20 protein-coding genes are annotated in these 22,559 nt (G+C 73.5%); 7 read left to right on the plus strand and 13 right to left on the minus strand.

Annotation, left to right across the window (positions count from 1 at the left end; translation table 11 throughout):
- The first annotated feature begins 24 nt into the window (after positions 1-24).
- Positions 25-276: a hypothetical protein gene (locus ABD832_RS32725; protein ID WP_344903238.1), complete on the plus strand. Its 252-nt coding sequence runs from the start codon at positions 25-27 to the stop codon at positions 274-276.
- Positions 277-378: 102 nt separating this feature from the next.
- On the plus strand, positions 379-1,302 hold the full coding sequence (grpE, locus tag ABD832_RS32730; protein ID WP_344903241.1) for a nucleotide exchange factor GrpE: 924 nt from the start codon (positions 379-381) through the stop codon (positions 1,300-1,302).
- A 32-nt stretch (positions 1,303-1,334) separates the two neighbouring features.
- On the opposite strand, the gene ABD832_RS32735 is transcribed toward grpE, so the two are convergent.
- Positions 1,335-1,952 (minus strand): RNA polymerase sigma factor, encoded by a 618-nt coding sequence (locus ABD832_RS32735; protein ID WP_344903244.1) that lies wholly within the window; start codon positions 1,950-1,952, stop codon positions 1,335-1,337.
- Between the two features lie 128 nt (positions 1,953-2,080).
- Between ABD832_RS32735 and ABD832_RS32740 the strand changes: the two genes are divergently transcribed.
- The 3 genes from ABD832_RS32740 to ABD832_RS32750 all read left to right on the plus strand — a co-directional run bounded on the left by ABD832_RS32740 (position 2,081) and on the right by ABD832_RS32750 (position 6,460).
- Positions 2,081-3,970 (plus strand): dynamin family protein, encoded by a 1,890-nt coding sequence (locus tag ABD832_RS32740; protein WP_344903246.1) that lies wholly within the window; start codon positions 2,081-2,083, stop codon positions 3,968-3,970.
- Positions 3,971-4,093: 123 nt separating this feature from the next.
- Complete coding sequence (locus ABD832_RS32745; protein WP_344903249.1) at positions 4,094-6,025, plus strand: dynamin family protein; 1,932 nt, start codon at positions 4,094-4,096, stop codon at positions 6,023-6,025.
- A gap of 54 nt (positions 6,026-6,079) precedes the next feature.
- Positions 6,080-6,460 carry a VOC family protein gene (locus ABD832_RS32750; protein WP_344903251.1) on the plus strand — a complete coding sequence of 127 codons (381 nt, stop codon included), beginning with the start codon at positions 6,080-6,082 and terminating at the stop codon, positions 6,458-6,460.
- An 18-nt stretch (positions 6,461-6,478) separates the two neighbouring features.
- Here ABD832_RS32750 and ABD832_RS32755 read toward each other — a convergent pair whose 3' ends face one another.
- The 7 genes from ABD832_RS32755 to ABD832_RS32785 form a co-directional block, all read right to left on the minus strand.
- A complete protein-coding gene (locus ABD832_RS32755; RefSeq protein WP_344903254.1) occupies positions 6,479-6,772 on the minus strand; it encodes a hypothetical protein in 294 nt (97 codons plus the stop codon).
- 198 nt (positions 6,773-6,970) lie between these two features.
- Complete coding sequence (locus ABD832_RS32760; protein ID WP_344903257.1) at positions 6,971-7,867, minus strand: TIGR03620 family F420-dependent LLM class oxidoreductase; 897 nt, start codon at positions 7,865-7,867, stop codon at positions 6,971-6,973.
- 130 nt (positions 7,868-7,997) lie between these two features.
- On the minus strand, positions 7,998-8,333 hold the full coding sequence (locus ABD832_RS32765; RefSeq protein WP_344903260.1) for an ArsR/SmtB family transcription factor: 336 nt from the start codon (positions 8,331-8,333) through the stop codon (positions 7,998-8,000).
- Positions 8,334-8,482: 149 nt separating this feature from the next.
- Positions 8,483-10,045 carry a S1 family peptidase gene (locus ABD832_RS32770; RefSeq protein ID WP_344903263.1) on the minus strand — a complete coding sequence of 521 codons (1,563 nt, stop codon included), beginning with the start codon at positions 10,043-10,045 and terminating at the stop codon, positions 8,483-8,485.
- 373 nt (positions 10,046-10,418) lie between these two features.
- Complete coding sequence (locus ABD832_RS32775; RefSeq protein ID WP_344903266.1) at positions 10,419-10,856, minus strand: GbsR/MarR family transcriptional regulator; 438 nt, start codon at positions 10,854-10,856, stop codon at positions 10,419-10,421.
- Positions 10,853-11,686: an alpha/beta fold hydrolase gene (locus ABD832_RS32780; RefSeq protein ID WP_344903269.1), complete on the minus strand. Its 834-nt coding sequence runs from the start codon at positions 11,684-11,686 to the stop codon at positions 10,853-10,855. The genes ABD832_RS32775 and ABD832_RS32780 overlap by 4 nt, the downstream gene beginning before the upstream one ends.
- 138 nt (positions 11,687-11,824) lie before the next feature.
- On the minus strand, positions 11,825-12,772 hold the full coding sequence (locus ABD832_RS32785) for an NAD(P)/FAD-dependent oxidoreductase (protein ID WP_344903272.1): 948 nt from the start codon (positions 12,770-12,772) through the stop codon (positions 11,825-11,827).
- 360 nt (positions 12,773-13,132) lie between these two features.
- On the opposite strand from ABD832_RS32785, the gene ABD832_RS32790 reads away from it, so the two are divergent.
- Positions 13,133-14,338, plus strand: a complete 1,206-nt coding sequence (locus ABD832_RS32790; RefSeq protein ID WP_344903275.1) for a hypothetical protein — start codon at positions 13,133-13,135, stop codon at positions 14,336-14,338.
- Between the two features lie 177 nt (positions 14,339-14,515).
- On the opposite strand, the gene ABD832_RS32795 is transcribed toward ABD832_RS32790, so the two are convergent.
- From ABD832_RS32795 to ABD832_RS32805, 3 genes are all read right to left on the minus strand, one after another.
- Positions 14,516-17,116, minus strand: a complete 2,601-nt coding sequence (locus ABD832_RS32795; RefSeq protein WP_344903278.1) for an Hsp70 family protein — start codon at positions 17,114-17,116, stop codon at positions 14,516-14,518.
- 152 nt (positions 17,117-17,268) lie between these two features.
- The gene (locus ABD832_RS32800) at positions 17,269-18,225 is read right to left on the minus strand and encodes a hypothetical protein (protein ID WP_344903281.1); all 957 of its coding nucleotides are present in this window, start codon (positions 18,223-18,225) and stop codon (positions 17,269-17,271) included.
- Between the two features lie 39 nt (positions 18,226-18,264).
- Complete coding sequence (locus ABD832_RS32805) at positions 18,265-19,191, minus strand: S66 peptidase family protein (RefSeq protein WP_344903284.1); 927 nt, start codon at positions 19,189-19,191, stop codon at positions 18,265-18,267.
- Between the two features lie 30 nt (positions 19,192-19,221).
- Here ABD832_RS32805 and ABD832_RS32810 point away from each other — a divergent pair, with 30 nt between their 5' ends.
- Positions 19,222-20,112 (plus strand): sulfotransferase family protein, encoded by an 891-nt coding sequence (locus ABD832_RS32810; RefSeq protein WP_344903287.1) that lies wholly within the window; start codon positions 19,222-19,224, stop codon positions 20,110-20,112.
- Between the two features lie 28 nt (positions 20,113-20,140).
- Here the strand turns inward: ABD832_RS32810 and ABD832_RS32815 are convergent, their stop codons facing one another.
- Together ABD832_RS32815 and ABD832_RS32820 are read right to left on the minus strand one after the other, a co-directional pair.
- Positions 20,141-20,521 carry a transposase gene (locus ABD832_RS32815; RefSeq protein WP_413224770.1) on the minus strand — a complete coding sequence of 127 codons (381 nt, stop codon included), beginning with the start codon at positions 20,519-20,521 and terminating at the stop codon, positions 20,141-20,143.
- A gap of 105 nt (positions 20,522-20,626) precedes the next feature.
- The gene (locus tag ABD832_RS32820; protein ID WP_344903290.1) at positions 20,627-22,501 is read right to left on the minus strand and encodes an ABC transporter ATP-binding protein; all 1,875 of its coding nucleotides are present in this window, start codon (positions 22,499-22,501) and stop codon (positions 20,627-20,629) included.
- Positions 22,502-22,559: the final 58 nt, after the last annotated feature.

Raw genomic sequence — 22,559 nt, forward strand, 5'->3', positions numbered from 1 at the left:
ACACCACCGGAAAGGGACAGACCAATGAGCGATTTCGACGTGACCACGGACTTCATCGACTATGACGGCGACGGGGGCACCGACGCCCAGCTGATCGACGTCAACGGGGACGGTCTCGCCGACGAGGAGCGCTACGACACCGACGGTGACGGCGTCACCGACGTCGTCTACCTCGACAACGACGGTGACGGCTACGTCGACGAGACGCGGGTCGACCTGAACGGCGACGGCGTCTCCGACTACACCGAGACCGCGGGTCCCTTCCCGGCCGTCTGACCCGACCGTCCGATCACGCGAACCGGCGTGAGCCCGCCCGACCCGTGCCGAGGGGGGAACCCGGACCGGGGTCGCGCGGGCCGCCGATCAGGAAGGCGACCGATGAGGGACCGAGGCGCGCTCCTCGCCCTGCCGCTCCTGGCCTGGCCGGTGCTGACCGGCTGCGCCGCGGCGACGGGATCCGGCGCGGGGGCGGGCGGCGCCTCACCCGCGCCGTCGCGGGGCGGCGTCCTGCCCCTGCGCCCCGAACCGGCCGGGCCCGGAACCCGGCCCGGGACGGAACTCGGGACGGGACCGGGGACGGTGGAGACGCCCTTCGGGTCCCTGCCGCTCCCGCTGCCGTTGCCGCTGACGCTCGTGGCGGCGGCGGTCGTGCTGGCCGCCGTGGCCGCGGGCCTGTACCTGTGGCACCGATGGCACCGGGGCCGCCCGGCCCCGCTCCCCGCGTCCCCGCCCTCCTTCGTCCCGGCGCCGGACGGCCGGCGTGCGGGGGACGTACCGGCGGGGAGGGGACCCGGCACGGCGCCGTTCCCCGGGACGGCGCCGGTAGCGCCGGTACCTGCGGCCGACGGGGCCGGTGGGGCCGGTGGGGCCGGTGGGCTCGGCGGGGTCGCAGGACCGGGCTCGGGCCCGCTGGTGGACGCGCTGCACGAGGTGGCCGGGAGCGGGATCAGCCCGGCGCTGGCTCAGCAGGTGGACAGGCTCCTGGCCGGGGGGGACCCGGGCCGCGAGGCCCTGGTCGCGGCCTGCGTCGGCTACCGCGACCAGCTCGCCGAGCGGCATCCCCGGCTGGCCGGGACGCTGCTGGACGGACTGGCCCGGGCCGGCGTGCGGGAGGTCGTGGCCGACGGGCTGCGGTTCGACCCGCGCCTGCACGAGGCGTCCGGCACCGCACCCGCTCCCCGGCCGGACCTGCACGACCTCGTCGCCGAGACCGTCAGGTGCGGGTACGCCGACGGCGAGCGCGTGATCCGCGTCCCGCGGGTCGTCGTCTACCGGTCGCCGGGCACCGGGGCGGAGCGGTGAGCCGTCCCGTCCCGGGCGGGCCGGGAGGGCGGTCAGTTCTCGGAGAGCCCGGCCCGCAGCCGCCGTCTGCCCCGGTGGATCCAGACCCGTACCGTGTTGAGCGGCACGCCGAGCGAGACCGCCACCTGCTCGTAGGTGAGGCCGCCCGCCCAGAGCAGCAGCACCTGGCGCTGGGAGGGCGGCAGCGCGGCCATCGCCCGGCGCAGGTCCGCCAGCCGGGCCACGGAGTCCTCGAAGGGCTCGGTGACGGCCGACGTCTCGTCCACCTCGGCGAAGACCACCCCGGCGGGACAGCGGCGCCGCACCACCGTGTACGCGGCGTTGCGGGCGATGACCATCACCCAGGAGCGGAACGACGACCTGCCCTCGAAGGCCGCGAGGCCGCGCCAGGCCGCGAACTGCGTCTCCTGGAGCGCGTCGAGCGCGTCGGCCCGGTTGCCGGTCAGCTGGTGGCAGAGGCCGAACGCCTGGCGCTGGGCCGTGTCCCAGAGCGCGCGGAAGGCACCCTCGTCACCCGTCCTCGCGCGGACGAGCAGCAGGACCTCCTCGGCCCCGGCCACCGCGCCGGTCTCCGCCTCGGTCTCCGCTCCGGTCCAGGTCCCGGCGGGGAGGTCGTCGGCCACGGTGGCGCCCGGCGCCACGGTCGTCATCGGGTCGTCCCTTCTCACCGGGCGAAAAATCAGCTAATGACACCACGTCCGACGACATAGGGCGCGAAGTACCGCGTCATGATATTGGACCGTAACAATCACGGATTCAGGCCGATTATGGAGACGCCATGAGGACCGGGCCCGCGGAGCTGCTGCGCCGCCTGTGCGACACCACCGCGGCCCGGCTGGCCGGCGCGCACCTGCGCGAGCGGGTGGCGCAGGTGCGCGCCGGCCTGGACGCGCCGCTGCGGGTCGCGGTGGCGGGCGCGGTCAGCAGCGGCAAGTCCACGCTGGTGAACGCGCTGCTCGGGCTGCCCGTCGCGCCGGTGGACGCCGGCGAGTGCACGTTCGTGGTCACCCAGTACGAGTACGGCGAGGACGACGGCCGCATCACGATCGAGCTCGCCGACGGCGGCGTGGCCCACTCCCGGCTGCTGCCCGGCCACCGCCTCCCCGCCGACCTCGGCGTCGAGGTGTCCCGGATCCGGCGGCTGCGGGTCGCGCTGGACCTGCCCTCGCTGCGCACGGTCACCATCGTCGACACCCCCGGCATGAACACGGTGACCGCGGCCAACGAGCGGGCGGCCAGGAGCATGCTGTTCGGCTCCGGTGACGAGGACGACCGCGCGCAGGCGATGATCTACGTGCTCCGCTACGTGCAGAGGTTCGACGACGCCACCCTGGCGGAGTTCCGCGCGCTGACCGACGCCTCCGGCATGAGCTGCGTCAACACCCTGGCCGTGCTCGGCCAGGTCGACCGGCGCGGCGACGAGGACGACCCCTGGCCGACCGCCAGGAGGCTGGCCGCCCAGGGGTACCGGGACCTGCGCACCTCGGTCTTCGACGTGGTCCCGGTGATCGGCCTGCTGGCCGAGACCGCGCGGGCCCGGCCGCTGGACGCCGAGGAGACGGCCGCGCTGGAGGCGCTGGCCGCGATGGACGAGGACGACCTGGAGGACTACCTGCTGGACCTGGAGGACTTCCGCACGGCGCCCGAGCTGCCCGTACCGGCGACGGTGCGGCACCGGCTGGTCGAGCGGCTGCACCGCTACGGTCTCACCGTCGCGGTGCGGGCGGTGCGCGAGGCCGGGACCGCCGATCCCGGGGCGCTCACCACGCTGCTGCTGGAACGCTCGGGGTACGCCTCGGCCGGACGGGCCGCGACCGGTTCCGTGGCCGCGGGCCTGGCCCACTTCGCCCGCCGCGCCGACCAGCTCAAGGCGCTCGACGCGCTGACCCGGCTGCGCGCGATCGCCCGGACGCCCGCGCTGGGGTCCGACCGCGTCACCCTGGACGCGCTGGCGGCCCAGCTCGACGAGAACCGCCCGATCGCGACCGCCCTGGGCGGCCTGCGGATCTTCACCGCCGCCGAGGCGCTCGGCCGGGGGACGCTGGTCCTGAACGAGGAGATGACCGGCGAGCTGCTCCGCCTGGCCCGTCACGACGAGCCCGCCGGTCGGCTCGGCCTGCCCGCGGAGGCGTCCCCGGACGAGATCGCCGCCGCGGCCACGGCGGCGGCGGTGCGCTGGCGCACGCTCGCCATGATGAGCGAGGGCCGCACCGGCGGGCAGCGGGCCCGGGACGTGCTGACCGTGCTGGAGGACATGGTCTCGGCGGCGCTGGACGCGCGGGAGCGCGCCGACAATGCCGGCGGCCTCCCCGGTGGCGGCCCCGGTGGCTTCTCCGGAAACGGACCCGGGAACGGCTCCGGGAACGGCGGGCCGCTCCCGGCGGTCCGGGTGGACCCGGCCGCGATCGAGGCGTTGCGCGCCTCCCCCCTGGTCCCGGCCGACGACCGGCGGGCACTGGAGCTCCTGGTCACCGGGACCGAGCTGGCCACCCAGCTCGGCGCACCGCCCGGCGCACCGCCCGCCGAGGTCGCCGGTCACGCCGCGGCCCTGGGGGCCCGGTTCCGTACTCTCACCCACCGGCCGCTCCCGCTGCGGCAACGACGCGCGGCGGAGACCCTCTGCGAGGCGTACGAGACCATCTGGTCGCGCTACGGGACCGGTTCCTGACGCCGTCCCCGCGACGCGCCCGCCCGGCCGCCGGGACCCCCGGTCCCGCGACCCCACCCCGCGGCTCGCCGCCGCCCTTTCCCCCCGGGACCGAGGTCCCGCCCCTCACGCTGGAGGTGTCCGATGACGAGCCCCGACCCGAACGGCCCGGTGGCCCGGCTGCTGCGCTACGCCAACGAGGTCCACGCGCTGGCCGGGCGGTGCGGCAGGCCCGATCTTGCGGAGGTGCTGGCCGCCTGCGCGGGCCGCTGGAAGGACGAGTGCACCGACATCGTGGTCGCCGGTGCGCAGAAACGCGGCAAGAGCCGCCTGCTCAACACCCTGGTCGGCCACCCCGACCTGCTGCCCGTCGACGCCGACGTCGCCACGAACTGCTTCCTGTCGCTGCGGCGCGGCCCCCGCCTGACCGCGGTCGTGCACCGCAGCACCGGCGCGGGCCCGGTCCGGACGCCGATCACCGTCGAGTCGGTCCCCGACCACGCCTCGATGCGCGGCGACGCGGGCAGGCGCCGCGACGTCGTCAGCGTCGACATCACCGTGGACTCCCCCCTCCTGGACGGCCTGCGGCTGCTCGACACCCCGGGGGTGGACAGCCTGACGGTGGGGCACCGGCAGGTGACCGTGGCCATGCTGCAGCGGGCCGACGCGCTGCTGTTCACGCTCAGCGCCCAGGACCAGCCGGTGCTCCGGCACGAGCTGGAGTTCCTCGCCGAGGCGGCCGAGCGGGTGCAGGCGATCGCGTTCGTGCTGACCAAGGTGGAGGACTCGGCCAACTGGCGGAGCCTGATGGAGGAGAACAGGACGCGGCTGAGGACGTTCGTCACCGAGGCGATCGCGGCCGATCCCGGCAGGGCCGCGACGCTGGAGCCGCTGCTGGAGGCGCCCTGGTTCCCGGTGAGCGCGAAGCTGGCCGAGGCCGCCGAGGCCAAGCGGCGCGAGGGACGCGCCGAACGGGCGGACTCGCTGCGGGCGCGCAGCGGGATGGACGCGCTCGAACGCCACCTGCGCGGCTTCGCCGAGGGCAGGGACTCCGCGCGCGGCGCCACGGTGGTCGCCGCCGCCCTGTCGGTGCTGGGCACGCTGGCGACCGGCGCCGGGGACGACGTCGCCGCGGGCTCCGGCGACGAGGGCGACGTGGCCGCGCGCCTGGCGGAGGTGGACGCCGGGCTGGCCGAGCTGACCGTGCTCGCCGGTCGCCGCAGGGCGGGCGCGGTGGCCAACACCTTCCTCGGACGCGAGGTCGCGGGCATCGTGGCCGCGCGGGTGGCCGAGATCCGCCAGCCGTACGAGAACACGATCGCCACGCTGAAGAAGCAGGACCAGATCGACCGGTACATGGCGGAGCTGCCGGAGAGCGTCCAGCGTTCCCTGGAGGCCGCCTGGTCGCAGATCGTCCACGACGTGGAGAGGCTGGCCAGGACCACCCTGGACGCCTTCGCCCGCGACCTCGGCATGGATCCGGTCGATCTGGCCGGAGGGGGGCGTGCGATGCCGGGCCTGTCGCAGGTCCAGGTCAGGGGCGACCTGGCGGCCGACGACGCGGGCGACGTGGACCTGATCCGGGACGTGCTGCCCTCGGCCTCGATCGGGCTCTCGCTGGGCGGCTTCGCCACGGCGCTGCTCGGCCCGGTGGGCTTCATCCTGGTCGCCCCGGCCATCGGGGCGGCCATCTTCATGGGACGCCGCTCGATGGAGAAGGTGCAGCGCAGCCAGGCCGCGATCAGGGGGGCGCTGCGCGACCAGTTCTCGGTGGTCGCCCGGGAGATGACGCTCGACCTGGAGCGGATGGTGGCGACCTGGCGGGTGGGCGTCGAGCAGACCGCGGACGAGAGCCTGGCCCGGCGGCGCAAGGAGCTGGAGACCAGGCGCGCCGAGCTGAGGTCCGCCTCGGCCCGCTCGGCCGCCGACCGGCTCAAGGCCCGGCAGTCCGGCCAGGAGCGCATCGCCGCGATCGGCACCCTCACCAACAGGGGACGGGAGCTCCGCGCCGAGCTGGCCACCGCGGTGGCCGCCCTGGGCGCCGGGCGCGCAGATATCCCCGGCGCCTCCGGGTAGGCCGGAACCGCAGGGAAGAACAAGGGACCACGAGGGACCACGAGGAGGAGACACGTGACGAGCCGGTTCGCGCAGTGGACACTCGACGTGCACGACAGCCGGAGGATGGCGGCGTTCTGGTCGGCGGCGCTGGGGTACGAGATCGAGCACGACGGTGAGAGCCCGCACCTGTGGCCTCCGGCGGACGCGCCGCGCGGCTCGCTCACCGTCTGGCTCCAGCAGACGGACGCCCCCAAGCGCGACAAGAACCGCAACCACCCCGACCTGCACGTCCCCGACGGAGGCGACGTGCAGGCCGAGGTCGAGCGGCTGGTCGGGCTGGGCGCCACCCGCGTCGACGTCGGCCAGACGGGCGAGGAGGGCTTCGTCGTCCTGGCCGACCCCGAGGGCAACGAGTTCTGCCTGCTCCACCGGCGTCATCCCCAGGGGGCCTGAGGGACCCGGCCGTTCCGTCTACAGGTCGCCGAGCTCGCCGAGCGGCTTCGTCCAGTGGTCCCGGTCGCGGGGGTCCCGGTCGCGGGGGTCGTCGTCGGGCGGTGACCCGGTGCCGGCGGCGGAACGGCCGGGGCCGGTGACGACGTGCAGGATCCGGTTGAAGGTCTTGAACGCCTCGTCGTCGCCGACGCGCATCTCCCCGCGGTTCATCCGCCCGTACCAGTACTTCTGCTCGTCCTCGATGCGGGGAAGGAGCTGGTTACGGCTCAGGGTCCGTGCTTCCTCGACGGTGAGACATGTGAAGCGTGGCATACGGCGATTGTTCCATCCCGGGCCGTGACCTCACAGGCTCGCGCGGCCGACCCGCCGGGACCCGGGACCGGCCGCGAGCCCGGACACCTGGGACCGGGACGCCTGGGACCGGGACGCCTGGGGCCGGCCGCCTGGGGCCGGCCGCGAGCCCGGACGTCCGGGGCCGGGTGAGCCCGGACGCCGGGCGGGCCGTCCCCGCTATCCCGCGGCCGGTCCGGGCCGCAGCGCCTCGGCGAGCAGCCGCCACTGCGGCATGGCCGACCGGCCGGGCTCGACGCCGATGACCTGGACGCCGACGTGGTCGGCCCCGGCGTCGAGGTGGCCGTGCAGCCTGCGCACGATCGTGTCGAGGTCCCCCCAGAACACGAGGTCGTCGACGAGCCGGTCGCTGCCCCGGCCGCCGTCGATGTCCGCCTCGGTGTAGCCCAGGCGGAGGAACTTGGCGATGTTGTACGTCGTGCTGAAGTAGACGTGCAGGTGCTCGCGGGCGATCTCGCGCGCCCTGACCGGGTCGGTCTCGAAGAGCACCGCGTGCTCGACGCCGAGGAACGGGCCCTCCCCCAGCGCCTGGCGCGCCTGCGCGGTGTGCCCGACCGTCACGTGGTAGGTGTGGGCGCCCTCGGCCCGGTCGCGGGCGAGTTCGAGCATCTTCGGCCCGTACGCCGCCAGCAGCCGCCGCGCCGGTGCCCGCGGCGCGGGGTTGGCGCTCGTCGCCGCGTCCATCTCGTCCAGGTACTCGCCCATCGCCTGCAGCGGGCTGGTGACCCCGGGGCGCTCGCCCCCGAAGCCGAGGCCGAGCAGGTGGCGGTCCGGGTAGGCGTCGGCCAGGAGCGTCGCCGCGCCCCGGGTCCACCGCGCCCCCCGGGACCAGATCTGCGCGATGCCGTTGACGACGGTCATGCGCTCGGTGCAGGACAGCAGGAACCCGGCGTGCGTCATCGCCTCGCGCCCGTCGCGCTCCGGGATCCAGAACGCCCGCCAGCCGAGCTCCTCCAACTCCTGGACGGAGTCCCGCATCATGCTCGCCGGCTGGTCCTCGAAGTCGAACGTCCAGACCCCGAAACGGCCCAGGTCCATCCCCTCGATCGCGCCCATGTCCCCTCCCGGACGACGGTACGGGACCGTCTCTCGTGATCTCCAAGTGCATCGAAGTATCGCATAATGTCGATATGAAGCAAATCCGGCATGTCCGGGACGCGGGGTCTCCCCCGCGTGTCACACGCCGCTAGAGCGAGCGTCCGAGCACGTCGACGAGCAGGGCGATGCGCTCCTCGTCGCGCCGGTAGTGCGTCCACTTCCCGACGCGGGTGGAGCGGACCAGCCCGGCACGCTGCAGCTCGGCCATGTAGGCGGAGACGGTCGACTGCGCGAGCCCGGTCTTGGCCTGGATGTGGCTCACGCACACGCCGATCTCGTCCGCGACCGCGCCCTCGACCGGGAAATGACGCTCGGGGTCGCGCAACCACTGGAGCACCTGGAGCCGCACGGGATTGGCGAGTGCCCTGAACACGTCGGGCAGCTTCGCGAAGGCGTCCGGTGAGGAGTCGGCATATGTCGTCATGAGTCGTCGAGGTGAGTATAGGTCGGCCGTGACGGTCCGAGGAATCCCGCCCGGCACCGGGACGCACCGCGCACCGCGCACCGCGAGACCGTGCCACCCGTGCGACCGGCGCCACCGGCGCCACCGGCGGTCCTCGCGGAACCGGAGGCTCAGGGCGTCGTGAATCCCAGGACGTAGGGACCCGAGCCGGTCGTGGCGGTGATCCGGTAGCGGTAGGAGCCGGGCGTGCCCTGGTGGCTGACCATCTCGTCGGAGGTCACGCCGTCACCGGGGGCCACGGCCAGCCACTTCAGGCCCGTCCACTTCTCCAGGTAGAGATCGAAGTCGGCGTCCTCCGGGCCGTCCACGCAGCCGACGTGCAGGCCGGCGACGGCCGAGCGGTACGGTTCGGCCGGCTGGTAGTCGTCCTGTCCCTTGATCAAGGTGCCGGTCACCTGCCGCGGGTACCCCGTGCAGGCCCGGGAGGCCCCGGACGGCATGTCGTCCCCGGTGGTCTTCAGGGTCAGGCCGTAGGTGGTGAGGATCTCGGTGATCGGCTGGAAGTAGGTGGTCCCGCCCGAGGCGCAGTCGCCCGAGCCTCCGGAGGTGACGCCCTGGGCCTGGTCGATGGAGATGATCGGGCCGCCCGAGTCACCGGGTTCGGCGCAGATGCTGGTACGGGTCAGATCGCTGACGACGCCCTGGGGGTAGGTGACGCTGGCGTTGAGCTGCTGGACGCGGCCGCACTGCCAGTCGGTGGTGGAACCGGACTGGCAGATCGAGGCGCCCTCGACCGCCGGCCGGGCGCCGGAGACGGCCACGGTGGAGCCCGCACCGCTTTCCACCGCGGGAACGGTCTTCCAGGATTCGTTGACGGTGATCCAGGCGTGGTCGCTGCCGGGGAACGCCGAGGCCTGGAAGACGCCCTGGACGACACGGTTGAAGCCCGTGGTGACGTCCCCCTTCCTGCCGCAGTGACCGGAACTGACGAAACCGGCCTGGGCGCCCTTGGTCACCGAGAAACCGACCGAGCAGCGGTTGACCGGGCCGACGTAGTAGGCGGCGCCGCCCACCAGCTCGTACGAGGGGGCGCTCAGGGGCAGGGGGACCTCGACGGAGGGCAGCACGGTCACCGCCGTTCGGTCCACGCCGGACTTCTGCACGAAGACGCCGACCCGCTGGGGGGCCGTGGCCAGGACGGTCACCTTGTTGCGCTTGACGTCGACGTAGCGCACGCCGGAGATCAGCGGATCCGGGGGCAGGGTGGCGTCCAGCTTCTTCCTGATCGCTATCAGCTGTGTCAGTGAGCGCGGGACGACCTCGGCCTGGGCGCCCTCGACGATGATCTGGGGGATGTCGGCGGCGCTGGTGGAGGCCACCACCAGGGTGTGCGCGGTCTTGGTGCGCAGCCAGGCGCCTCCGAAGCGGACGCCGAGTTTCTCCTTCAGCCGGGCCGCGACCGCGAGCAACCGGTTCTCGTTGATCAGACGGGTCTCGGCCTCCTCCCTGCTCATGTTCAGGTCCTGCTCGATGGCCTCCAGCATGCCCGGCGGCGGTTTGACGGCCGCAGCGGTCACAGTGGTCACAGCGGCCGGAGCGGCCGGAGCGGCCGGAGCGGCCGCCGGGGCCGGGACGACTCCGCCGGGCCGGTCGGCGCGGGCCGGAACGGCCGCGAGGGCGAGCGCGACGATCACCGGAACGCATCCGGCGGCAAGGACGGGCCTGCGGACCATGAACTTCTCTCCCGGGCGTCGACATCGGCACACGGGGGAAGATCACTCATGCCGGGCGCCGCTGGGCGCGCGACATGGACGGCACCACCTTAACGAGTCGGCACGCGATCGTGGTGAGGCGCGCGGGCGGTCATCCGGCCGGTTCCGGATCGGAGATCGAGATCGTGGCGTCGCGGCTCCCGGGGCTGCGATACGCGGATGAAGAAATGACCGGTCTCACGTCGTATGACGGGACCGTGCTCGTCCGCCGTGAGCGAGGAGAGGGGCCTGCGCCGGTCCGCCCGCCGGGTCGGGGCGGTCCCCGCGATACCCGGTCCGGCATCGCCCGGCGAGGCGTCGCGGCCTTCTGCGCCGGGCGGAGCGTCGCCGTGGCTCACCGTCGCCCGCGTTCCCGCAGGACGTGCTCGCCGGCGTCGACGTAGGAGGTGAACAGGCTCGTGACGTCGCGAAGGCGCGTCGCGGCCCGGGCGTTCTCGGTGAGTTCCTCGGCTGCGCGCAACGTGCGGATGAGGGTACGGGCGCGCTCGTGGCTGGCGGCGAGGAGCTGCTCGAACCCACCGGCCGCCTCCACCAGCAGACGACGGCTGCCCGGCTGCGGGATCGTACGGGCCAGCCCCCACGACACGAGCTCGCGGATCGCGGTGCTCACGGCCCCCGAGCTGAGCGACAGGTCGGCACGCAGCCGCTCGGAGCTGGAAGGCCCGTCGCGCAGCAGGAGGTACCCGTAGATCCGTCCGGTGGCCCGCGGAAGCCGCCATCCGGCGAGGGTGTCGCCCATGGCGTTCACGAACCGCTCCTGCTCCGGGGTCACAGCGATCGCCCCTCCGGTCGCGCGGGCAGGAGCCCCCACCCTTCGAGGATCTCGGCCAGGACCCGTGACACCGCGTCGGGGGCGTCCCACGTCACCATGTGGCCGGCATCCGGGATGACGTGCTCGGTGACGCCCTCGGCCGCGGCCCACCGCGCCATCGCCCCGGCGATGTTCCCCGTACGATCCCGGCCGCCGCGGACGAGGGCGATCGGCACGGGGGAACGGTGGCCGGGATCGGGTGCGACGAACGACGCCGTACCTTTCCACACGTCGAGGAACACGGGCTTGGGCATACGCGCGAACACCGCTTCGGCGCGCGCGACCGCTTCGGGGGACTCGGCCGAGGCTCGTGCCATCAGACGAGGAAGAACGCTCCGCGGGATCAGGGAGAGCACCGGCGCGGCGAGCCGGAGCGCGAGACGCTCGGACGTCGAGAGCGGACCGGCGTTCCACGCGGAGTCGAGCACGATCACCCCGCCCACCCGGTCCGGGTGCTTGCGGGCGAAGGCCTGCACGAGGTTGCCCCCGAGGGAATGCCCGACCAGTACCGGCGCGTCGACGCCGCACTCGGCCAGCAGCGCGCCGAGGTCCCCGAGTGCGTCGACGGCCGTGAACCGTGAGCCGTCCGCGAGCGTCGACCGCCCGTGCCCGCGCATGTCCCAGAGGATCACGCGGGCACCTCGCCGGCCGAGCGAGGCGGCCTGCGCGTCGAACATCGAATGGTCGACGCCCGCGCCGTGGGTGAGCACCACGACGGGTTCGCCGGCTCCCCGGTCCGCGAACGCGATGTCCGCGGTCGTCAGCATGAGACGCCGATCTAATTTCACCATTTTCTGAATATACCGAAGACGGTCGTCGCGGGAGCGGGGCGGCGGTCAGGACGGTCGTCGCGGGAGCGGGGCGGCGGTCAGGACGGTCGTCGCGGGAGCGGTGCCGCGTTCAGGACGGGCACGGGAGCGGTGCCGCGTTCAGGACGCCCTTCTTCCGCCCTGCTCCGCCGGAGCGGCGGCCCGGGCGGCGAGCGCGGCCCGTACGTCCGCCTCGACGAGGTCGGCGTTGACGGCGATCGCGGTGACCAGGCCGTTTCCCGCGGCGGTGATGACGTGCGCGGTGTCATGGGCGACGTTCCCGGCCGCCCACACGCCGGGCACGCTGGTCAGGCCGTCGGGGTCGGTCCGCACCCAGCCGTTCTCGTCCATCTCGCATCCCAGCGCGATCAGCAGGTCGTCGTTGGCCGTGGAACCGGGGGTGACGAACATCGCGGCGACCGGGACGACGTCCCGGCCGGTGACGCGCACACCGGTCAGCCGGTCGTTCTCGACCACCAGCTCCGTGACGGGCCCCTCCACCACGGACACGTCGCGGGCGTCGAGCCTGCGCCGGTCCTCGTCACCGATCGGCACCTGCTGCAGCAGCGTCACGTCGTCCGACCACTGCCGCAGCATCAGCGCGTGCTCCGGCCCCTCCTCGTCGGTGCCGAGCACCGCGATCGGCTCGTCGCGCACCTCGTGACCGTGACAGTAGGGGCAGTGCAGCACGTCCCTGCCCCAGCGCTCGGCGAGGCCCGGCACCGGGGGGAGCTCGTCACGCAGGCCGGTCGCCACCAGCAGCCGCCGCGCCCGCACCCCCGCCCGGCCCTCGAACTCCACCAGGAACTCCTCCCCGTCCCGCCCTACCCCGGTGACGGTCTCCTCCATGACCTCGCCCCCGTAGGAGCGCACCTCCTCGCGGCCCGTCCTCAGCAGTTCGGCGGGGTTGGCCCCCTCCCGGGACAGGTAGCCGCGCATCCGCGCGGCCGGGGCGTTACGAGGCGTTCCGGCGTCGATCACGAGAACGCGCCGCCTCGCCTGGGCGAGCACCGACGCCGCGTTGAGCCCCGCGGCTCCGCCTCCGACGACCACCACGTCGTATGTCATGGCGACGGACTCCCCCGTCCCTGACCTGCCAAACCACCGGAGGAGTGGAGGGATCCCCGCGTCCTCCCGCTCCGCCGCCCGGCGGCACGGCCCCCTGTCCGGGGACGATCACGACACCGGGAACACCGCCCGGGAGCACCGACGGGAGACCGTCGGGGGACCGCCGAAAAGGCCGCCGGGAGCACCTCCGGAACGGCCCGGATCCGCGGCCCCGTCACCGGCGTGTCCTGACTTCGGCCGCTGACCCCCAGCGTGAGGGCCACGTCGAATCGTCCCTTGCGAAAACCGGATTGGCCCTTGAGAAGAGGGGTACCGGAGGCTCTCCGCACTCGTCACTGTTTTAGAAGGAGCGAGAGCCAGATGACCTTCAACCCCCTGCAGGAGCGGGGCATCCCGCTGGACAGGCAACTGCGCAACTGGCGTGAACTCAACGTCACCCCCATAGATCCCGATCACGGCGACCCCTACACCCGGTGCCGGATCATCGCGCTGAACGGCATCGAAGTCGAGTCGATCATGTTCAGCCACCAGTTCGCCCGGCACTGCCCGGACCCGGCCGTCAAGCAGCAGCTGGCCGAGGTCCGCTACATCGAGGCCCAGCAGCAGAAGGTGGTCAACTGGCTGCTGCCCGGCCTGGCGTCGGTGCTGGAGACCACGATCGCCTACGAGCAGGTCGCGGTGGACCTGACCGCCTGGGTCGCCCGGATGGAGCCCGACCCCTACCTCAAGCGCGCCTACGAGTTCGGCGTCCTGGAGGACTTCGACCACCTGTACCGGTACGCCAACCTGTACGAGATGATCGAGCACCGCAAGGCCGAGAAGATCGTCGACAACCTGACCGAGGTCACCCCCGGCCGGCCGACCTACCTGCACCACCGCCACCCGGTCGACAACGTGCGCGAGCCGTACGACAAGAACGTCGTCGACCCGCTCTCCCGGCTGCACGCGCTGACGATCATGGCGGCCGAGCAGCAGACCATGAACTTCTACATGAACGTCGGCCCCACCTACATGGAGCCGATCGCCCGGCAGCTGTACCAGGAGATCGGGCTGATCGAGGAGGAGCACGTCACCCACTACGAGTCACTGGTCGACCCGGGCGAGACCTGGTGGGAGCAGCTGCTCACCCACGAGTACAACGAGTGCTACCTCTACCACTCGTTCATGGAGACCGAGTCCGACCCGAAGGTCAAGGCCATCTGGGAGCTGCACCTGAACATGGAGCTGGAGCACCTGCGCCTCGCGGCGGAGATGTTCAAGCGTCATGACGGGCGCGAGCCCGAGCAGGTCCTGGCACCGGTCCTGCCGGCGCCGGTGACCTTCGAGCCGAACAAGGCGTACCTGCGCCAGCTGCTGACCGACACGATCGACTTCACCACGATCGGCACCGGCTACGTCAGGGACATGCACGAGCGGTTCGAGGGCTGGCAGGCGGCCATCCACGGTGGCGAGAAGCCGCCGAGCGAGATCGTCATCGACGAGAACCGCAGCAAGTCCGGCCGGGAGTACCGGCTGGAGACGGAGGGCCCGCACCCGGTGTCCTCGCTGCGCGCCGACCAGGGCTGAGCACCGGCCACAGGACGCGCGTCGTCGGCCGCGGGCCCCGGGGAGACCTCCTCCCCGGGGCCCGCGTTCGCGTGTGCCCCGGGGGTCGAACCTCCCGAAGACCGGGGACCGAAGGCCGGGACCGGGGACCGAAGGCCGGGACCGGGGACCGGGGACCGGAGGCGGGGCACCGGACCGTCAGAGCGGCAGGTGCACCAGGGTCGCCGGGTGGTCGCGGGTGGCACCGGCCGGGTCGGCGGGACGGTGCAGGCAGAGCAGGCCGGTGGGCACCCGGACGACCGGCTCGAACGTGCCGGGCGTGCGGTGCACCTCGCGCGCTCCCGCGGGGGTGACGTGCAGCAGCCTGCTGCGGCCCGCGTCCAGCATGGTCATCCACATCGAGTCGCCGTCGGCGACCAGCCGGGGACGCTCCCAGCGGTACCGGGAGGTGAGGTGGCCCGCCAGGGTCGCCGACTGCTTGCCCATCAGGAACTCCGGCTTCTGGGAGTGCCGGTCGAAGACGCCGACCGACCAGCCCCTGGCGGGGCTCACCTGGTCGGCGCCGACCGCGTAGATCTCGTTGCCCGCCGGGAACCAGCGCAGCGCGCCGCCGCGCGGGCGCGGCATGACCAGCCGGGTCCTGCCGTCCGCGGTGTCGGCCTCCAGTCCCGCCGAGCCGGAGGTGAACCACCTGCCCCGGTGCAGGACCACCTGGTGCAGCCAGGCGCGTCCCGGCTCCCGCACCGTCGGGCGGACCACGCCGCCGGGGTCGATCAGGCAGAGCACCTGCCACGGCCGGAAGCCGTGATGCATGTTCTGGAACACCGGCTTGTTGCTGCTGAACTGCCCGAGCACCACGGTGCAGCCCGGCGCGCCCACCGAGGACGACGGCTCGGTACCGCTGGGCGCCTCCTGGTCGAGCAACCGGCGCCGCCTGTTGTCCTCGTTCAGGAACCACCGGGCGTACGGGCCCAGCTCGTGCTGCCGGGGGGCCTGGAAGGCGAACCCCTCGCCCAGGTCGAGCTCGATCATGGCGAGCTGCCCGGTCTCGCCCCAGGGCAGGCCCACCGAGGCGTCGACCGGGACCCCCGGCCGCGAGTGGAAGAAGACCCAGGCGGTACGGCCGTGGGCGATCACGGTCGGGTCGCCCCACATCTGCATCGGGTGGGTGGCGCGGACGGCCAGGTCGAGGGTGAGGGTACGGACCAGCACCTGGGCGGGCCCGACCTGCTCCACCGCCACGACGCCCTCCGGGGAGGCGTCCCACTCCACGAGCCTGCCGAAGGCGAGCTCCCGGTCGTGACGGCCGCCGATCCCGTCGAGCCTGCGCAGGACGTGCCCGTTGCCGAAGGCCTGGTGGACGAGGACGCGGCCCGCCGCGACGCGCGCCTCCAGCACACCGTCCATGACCTTCTCGATCCCCTGGACGACGGGCCCGTCCGCCGCTCCCCTGGCCCCCGCGGCGCCTCCACCACCGGGGCCACGGTGACCACCGGTGCCGAGCCCGGGACCCATCCCTGGACCGGGACCAGGGCCGGGACCAGAAACGGGAACGGGACCGGGGACGGGGACGAGCCCGGGGACGGGACGGGCCCCGGTGCCGGAGCCCGGCCCGGGACCGGTGACCGCGTGCCCCCCGGTGGCGCCCCCGCCGGGCCCGACGAACGCCCGGTGCCCACCGGCCGGGACGCCCGGCACCGGCGCGCCCGGCTCACGGCGCTCCACCTTCAGTTTCCAGGCCAGCTGCGCGGCACCGTACGCGACCACGACCTTCGGGTCGTCGTAGGTCCTGACCCGGTCGCCGAAACGGTCGCGCACCGCCTTCTGCACCAGCGGCATCCGGCTGGGACCGCCGGTCATGAACACCGCGGCCAGCTCGTCCGGCTCCACCCCGGCACCGCGGATCGTCCGCTCCAGGATGCCGACCGTTCTGGCGATCTCCTCCCCGATGAGGTCCTCCAGGTCGGCCCGGGTGATGTGCACGTCCTCGTTGATCCCCACCACGTAGTGCGAGGAGGTGTCGAACGTCGAGAGCGTCTCCTTGGCCTCCCTGGCCATGGTGAGCAGATCGGCGGCGTAGCTCACGTAACGACGCTCGGGGTTGGTGGTCACCTGCAGCCACCAGTCGGCGTCGAACCGTTCGATCTGGCTCCCGAGGAACGCGAACACCTGCTCGTCGAACCCCTCCCCGCCGATCTCGTCGCTTCCGCCCGGCTCGCCGACGACCGCGAAGTCACCGCCGTCCTCGGCGAGCACCGCCGCGTCGAAGGTGCCTCCGCCCAGGTCGTAGACGGCCAGCCGCGACCCACCGGCCGCCCACCCGGAGGAGGCGTAGTAGCGGGCCGAGGCGACGGGCTCGTCGACGAGCGCGATCCGCACCCCGCTGACGACCTTTCTGGCCGCCGCCAGCAGGACGGCCTTGCGGTCGGCACCCCAGGCCACCGGGTGGGTCAGCGCGATGCAGTCGGGATCGGCGCCGTCGAACCGGCGCCGGCCCTCGATGACGAACGGCTCCAGCAGGGCCGCCAGGGCGTCGGCCACGTCCACCGGGACGCCGCCCAGCAGCATGCGGCCGCGGCCGACATAGCGTTTGGGGTTGCGCTCGACGCGCTCGGGGCTGATCGCGATGCCACGCTGGGCGATCCGGCCCGCCACGAGCGTCCCCCGCTCGTCCAGCATGACGGCGGAGGGGATCCGCCGCTCCCCCTCGACCTCCAGGACGTCGAAGCGCCCCTCGGTCGCCATCACCCCGGCGGAGAAGCTCGTCCCCAGATCGACACCGAGGCACCACTGCGCCATGTCCCACCCCTCGTTGATCCCGCCCCCATCATCCCGTATCCGGCACCCCCGTCCGGGGCCGTGCGGGCAGGCGCGGACCGGGATCCGGTACGGCGGGAGCCGGGACGACCACGGAACCCGCCCGGGACCACCGGTGTCCGCCGCGCGGCGGGTCAGCCCTCCGAGCCGCCCTCGGACCGTACGGCCAGGGCGGCCAGGACGCGGGCGAAGTCCGGCGGGGGCGCGACCACCAGCCGGGTCTGCCCGTCCTGGTCGATCAGGTCGGCCCTGATCAGGGAGAGACGGCCGGCGTGCCACCAGTAGACCTGCGGGCTGAGGGCCCCGGCCCGCCGTTCGAACTCCCGCTGGGCGAACAGCCGCAGCCGCTCGATCGCGCGGACCACGCCGATGCCCTCGACCGGGTGGACGATCAGCGTGGCCGGGTCGGGCAGGGCGACGAGGACCCCGTCGGAGGGGACGGGCAGGTAGTCGCCCAGCCTGCGCAGGTGGGCCGCGGCGCCCTCGGTGGGGCCGGTCAGCCTGCGGACCGCCACGCCTCCGAGGTCGCCCTCGGTGACCGAGAGCCGCTCGTCCCTGCGGGCGTTCTCCAGGGCCAGGTCGAGCGCCTGCCCCGCAGTGATCGGCCAGCAGCCGACCTCCTCCGGGCGGACCGGGCGGGCGGCCGAGCCGGAGGAACCGGTGGGGCCGGAGGAGCCGGGGCCGATGGTGAGCACCTCGACCAGGTCGGCGGTGAGGTGACGGCCGACCACGTGGACCGGGTCGAGGTCGTCGTCGAGCTGGATGCGGGTCCGCAGCAGCGGGCGGACCTGCTTCAGGTCGCAGGCGTCGAACGGCTCGTCCGCGGTGGCCAGCGCGTGGGTCAGGTGACCGGAGACCAGGACCGGCCAGTCCTCGCGGGAGCGGCGCAGGGCCTCGGCGCGCAGCCCGGCCAGGCGTACCGTGAGCCGGCGAGGGCCGGTGAGCGTCAGGGCGGCGCCGTCCGGATCGAAGGCGCAGGCGTAGCCGAGATTGTCCGCGACCAGGGCGAGCAGGGAGTCGAGGTCGACGTCTTCGACCGGACGCCTGGGCGTCTCGGCCTTCCGGTCGCGGTGCCGCCGAAACAATCTCACGCGTGCGCCCCCTCTGCCGGTTTCCTCCTAGGTTCGCACCTAGAGTGCCGTGCCCGCGCCCCCGGTTGAGTAGGCCAGAGAGCACGATTCTGCATCAATAACACCAAGTGTCCCTAGTAATACGGAAAATTGTGGCTTTCCATGACCTATCGGGAGACCGGCGATGACGGGCACGCCGAGCGGCCCGAGGAGCTCCTCCAGCACCGGATAGGGGTCGGCGCAGCCCACCCAGGAGCCCAGGACGAACCCCGCGGCCCCGTCCAGCGCGCCCGCCTGGAACAGCTGGGTGATCATCCGGTCGATCCGGTACGGCGCCTCGGCCACGTCCTCCAGCAGCACGATCCTCCCCCGCGCCGACAGCGCGTACGGGGTGCCGCAGAGCGCGGCCAGCAGGCTGAGGTTGCCGCCGGTCACCGGGGCGGTGACGGTGCCGGCGGTGATCACCCGGTCACCGGTGATCCGCGGCGGCGTCCCGGCGAGGGCGGCGGTGAAGTTCTCGAAGGTGCGCGGCTCGGGCCCCTCGGGGTCGCTGATCGTGGAGCAGGCCGGCATCGGGCCGAACCAGGAGGCGATGCCCAGCTCCGCGGCGAGGGCGGCGTGCAGCGCGGTGACGTCGCTGGAGCCGACGAACGCCTTGGGCCCGGCGGCCCGCATGGCGTCCCAGTCCAGCAGGCCGAGGATCCGGGTGGCGCCGTAGCCGCCGCGGGCACAGAACACCGCCGTCACCCCGGGGTCGCACCAGGCGTCCCGCAGGTCGGCCGCCCGGGCCGCGTCCGGGCCCGCCAGGTAGCGGTCCCGCTCCAGCACGTGCGGGCCGACGCGGACCTTCAGGCCCAGGTCCTCCAGGACGCGGACGCCGCGCGCCAGCCGCTCGGGGTCGGGAGGGCCGCACGGCGCCACCACGGCCACCGTGTCCCCCGGGCGCGGCGGGGGTGGGAGCGGTGACCCGGCGGCCGGTTCGTTCACCCCGCAAACGGTGCCACACTGGGCTTTCATATGCGACCTCCGCCCCACATCCTGGTGGTCAACGGCATCAAGGTCCGCCGGCCGGTTTTCGTGCTCGCCGCCCCGCACTCCGGCGCGGACCTGCTGGCCCGCGCCCTGAAACGCTCCCCAGGCTTCCACGTCACCATGGGGCGGGCGGCGGTGGCGCACGTCGTCTACGCCTTCGCGCGGCGTCCCTCGATCGCCGGACGGGGCATGGGGGCGACCCGCGTGCTCCGCGACGCCCTGGCCGAGTCCTGGCAGCTGCTGCCCGGCGCCTGCGAGGAGTGCCCGTCCCCCTGCCGGGAGGCCGGCGGGGTGACCGGGGCGGGCCCGTGCACGACCTCGGACGCCGTGGCCCGCTTCGGCGACGCCAGCCCCGACCTGCTCTACAGCGCCTCGGTGCTGCTGCAGGCCTTCCCCGACGCCCGCTTCGTCCAGCTGATCAGGGACGGCCGCGACGTGGCCGCCGACATGCTGGCCGACCCCGCCGCCCTGGCCTGGTTCAAGCCCTCCATGCTGAGCGAGGAGACGGAGTTCCCCAACCCGTTCCTGGGCGTCAACTCCGGCGAGCACAGCGAGCGCTGGAAGGCGATGCCCACGGCGGGCAAGTGCGCGCTGCGCTGGCGCAGCGCGGTCCGGCTCTCGGCCACCCTGCACCACGAGCTGCCCCGCGACCAGCTGCTCACCCTGCGCTACGAGGACCTGGTCTCCTCCCCCGCCGAGACGGTGGACGGCCTCTCCCGCTTCCTGGAGACCAGGGTCCCCAGGGTCGCCCTGCTGGGCAGGGACGTGCCCAAGGTCGGCGTCTGGCGCACCCGGCTGCGCGAGGCCGACACCGAGCTGGTCTCCAAGGTCGCCCGCGAGGAGCTCGCCCGCCTGGGCTACGTGCAGCCCTCCTGAGACCGGGCCTATCCGCCCGCCGGGACGGTCACCGGTTCGGCACCTCGAACGTCGCCCAGGGCCGGATGTCCTCCGGCGGGGCGGACCGGCGCACCGCCCGGGCCGCGGGGACGCCCCCCGCACCCCCGGCACTCCCGCCGCTCCCGCCGGGGTGCAGGACCTTCAGGATCGTCTCCCAGGTGCCGTCCAGCGTCCAGCGGCGGTGCCGGTTGTAGACGGTCTTCCACTTCCCGTACGTCTCCGGCAGCCCCCGCCAGGAACAGCCGGTCCTGGCGCGGAAGAACACCCCGTCGATGATCGTGCGGTGGTCGGCCCACCGGTTTCCCTGCCGGGCGTGAGCGGGCAGCAGCGGCGCCAGGGACTCCCACTCGTCGTCGGTCAGGTCATCGCGTCTCAGGCGGTCTTCCACGACCCCATGATCTACACCATCGGCGCTTGAAGATCCACTCGGGGCCGTTCCCCGCCACCCGGGACGGGCCCGGACGGCCGGGCCCGGACGGTGGGCGGCGTCCCGTCAGGAGACCTCGCTGAACTGGGTGCGGTAGAGCTCGGCGTAGACCGTGCCCATGGCCAGCAGCTCCTCGTGGCGGCCCCGCTCGACCACCCGGCCGTCCTGGACCACCAGGATCTGGTCGGCCTCGCGGATCGTGGAGAGCCGGTGGGCGATGACCAGCGAGGTCCGCCCGGCCAGCGCCACCTTCAGGGCCTGCTGGACGGCCGCCTCGGACTCGGAGTCCAGGTGGGCGGTGGCCTCGTCCAGCACGACCACACGGGGGGCCTTGAGCAGCAGCCTGGCCAGCGCCAGCCGCTGCTTCTCACCACCGGACAGCCGGTGGCCGCGGTCGCCGACCACGGTCTCCAGCCCGTCGGGCAGGTCCAGGACGAGGTCGGCGATCTGGGCGGCCCGCAGCGCGTCCCAGATCTCCTCGTCGCTCGCCTCCGGCCGCGCGTAGCGGAGGTTGGCCCCGATGGTGTCGTGGAACAGGTGGGCGTCCTGCATGACGACCCCGACGGTGTCGCGCAGCGAGGCCAGGGTGGCGTCGCGCACGTCCAGGCCGTTGACGCGGACCGCGCCACAGGAGACGTCGTACAGCCGGGAGGCCAGGGCGGTGATGGTCGTCTTGCCCGCACCCGAGGGGCCGACCAGGGCGACCATCTCGCCGGGACGTGCGGTGAAGGTGACCCCGCGCAGCACCTCGTGGCCCGGCCCGGTGTCGGGCCGGGCCACCGCCTCCAGCGAGGCCAGCGAGACCTCCGAGGCCGAGGGGTAGGTGAAGCGGACGTCGTCGAACTCGACCGCGACCGGGCCCGGCGGGACCGGCTCGGCGCCGGGCCGCTCGGCGACCATGGGCCGCAGGTCGAGCACCTCGAAGACCCGGTCGAAGCTGACCAGCGCGGTCATCACGTCCACGTGCACGTTCGACAGGCTCGTCAGCGGCCCGTACAGGCGCATCAGCAGGGCGGCGAGCGCCACCAGGGTGCCCAGCTCGAAGACGTCGGAGACGGCCAGCACACCGCCCACGCCGTACACCAGGGCGGTGGCCAGCGCGGCGACCAGGCCGAGGGCGGCGCGGAAGACCGTGCCGTACATGCCGACGGTGACGCCCACGTCGCGCACCCGCCCGGCCTTGCCGGAGAAGGCCGCGGCCTCGTCGGCCGGGCGGCCGTACAGCTTGGCGACCATGGCCCCGGCGACGTTGAACCGCTCGGTCATCATGGAGCTCATCTCGGCGTCGAGCTCCATCTGCTCGCGGGTGAGGCCGGACATCTTCCTGCCGACCCACTTGGCCGGCAGAATGAAGATCGGCAGCAGCACCAGGGCGACGACGGTGATCTGCCAGGAGAGCACCAGCATGGCGCCGAGCACCAGCACCAGCATGACCACGTTGGCCACGACCGAGGACAGGGTGCTGGTCAGGGCCCGCTGGGCGCCGATGACGTCGGTGTTGAGCCGGGAGACCAGGGCACCGGTCTGGGTGCGGGTGAAGAAGGCCACGGGCATCCGCTGGACGTGGTCGAAGACCTCGGTGCGCAGATTGTAGATCAGGCCCTCGCCGATCCGCGAGGAGAACCAGCGCTGGGCCAGGGTGAGCGCCGCGTCGGCGACCGCCAGGCCCGCGATGACCAGCGCCAGGGCGATCACGACCCCGGTGCGCTTGGCGCCGATGCCGTCGTCGATGATCGCCTTCATCAGCAGCGGGTTGGCGATCACGATGACCGAGCCGACCACGACCAGCGCGAGGAAGGCCGCGATGTGCCGGGAGAAGGGACGGGCGTAGCGGGCGATGCGCCGGACCGTGCCCGGTGCCAGACGCTCCTTGGTCACCGAGCTGTCGCGCCGCAGCGAGCGCATCATCTGGGGCCCGAAGCCCCCGCCCATCATCGTCATCCGGCCTCCTTCGTCGATGCGAGCACCGCGAGGGGCACGCCCATTCCCCGATCAGCTC

The organism is Streptosporangium longisporum, from assembly GCF_039534895.1.
GTDB lineage: Bacteria > Actinomycetota > Actinomycetes > Streptosporangiales > Streptosporangiaceae > Streptosporangium > Streptosporangium longisporum.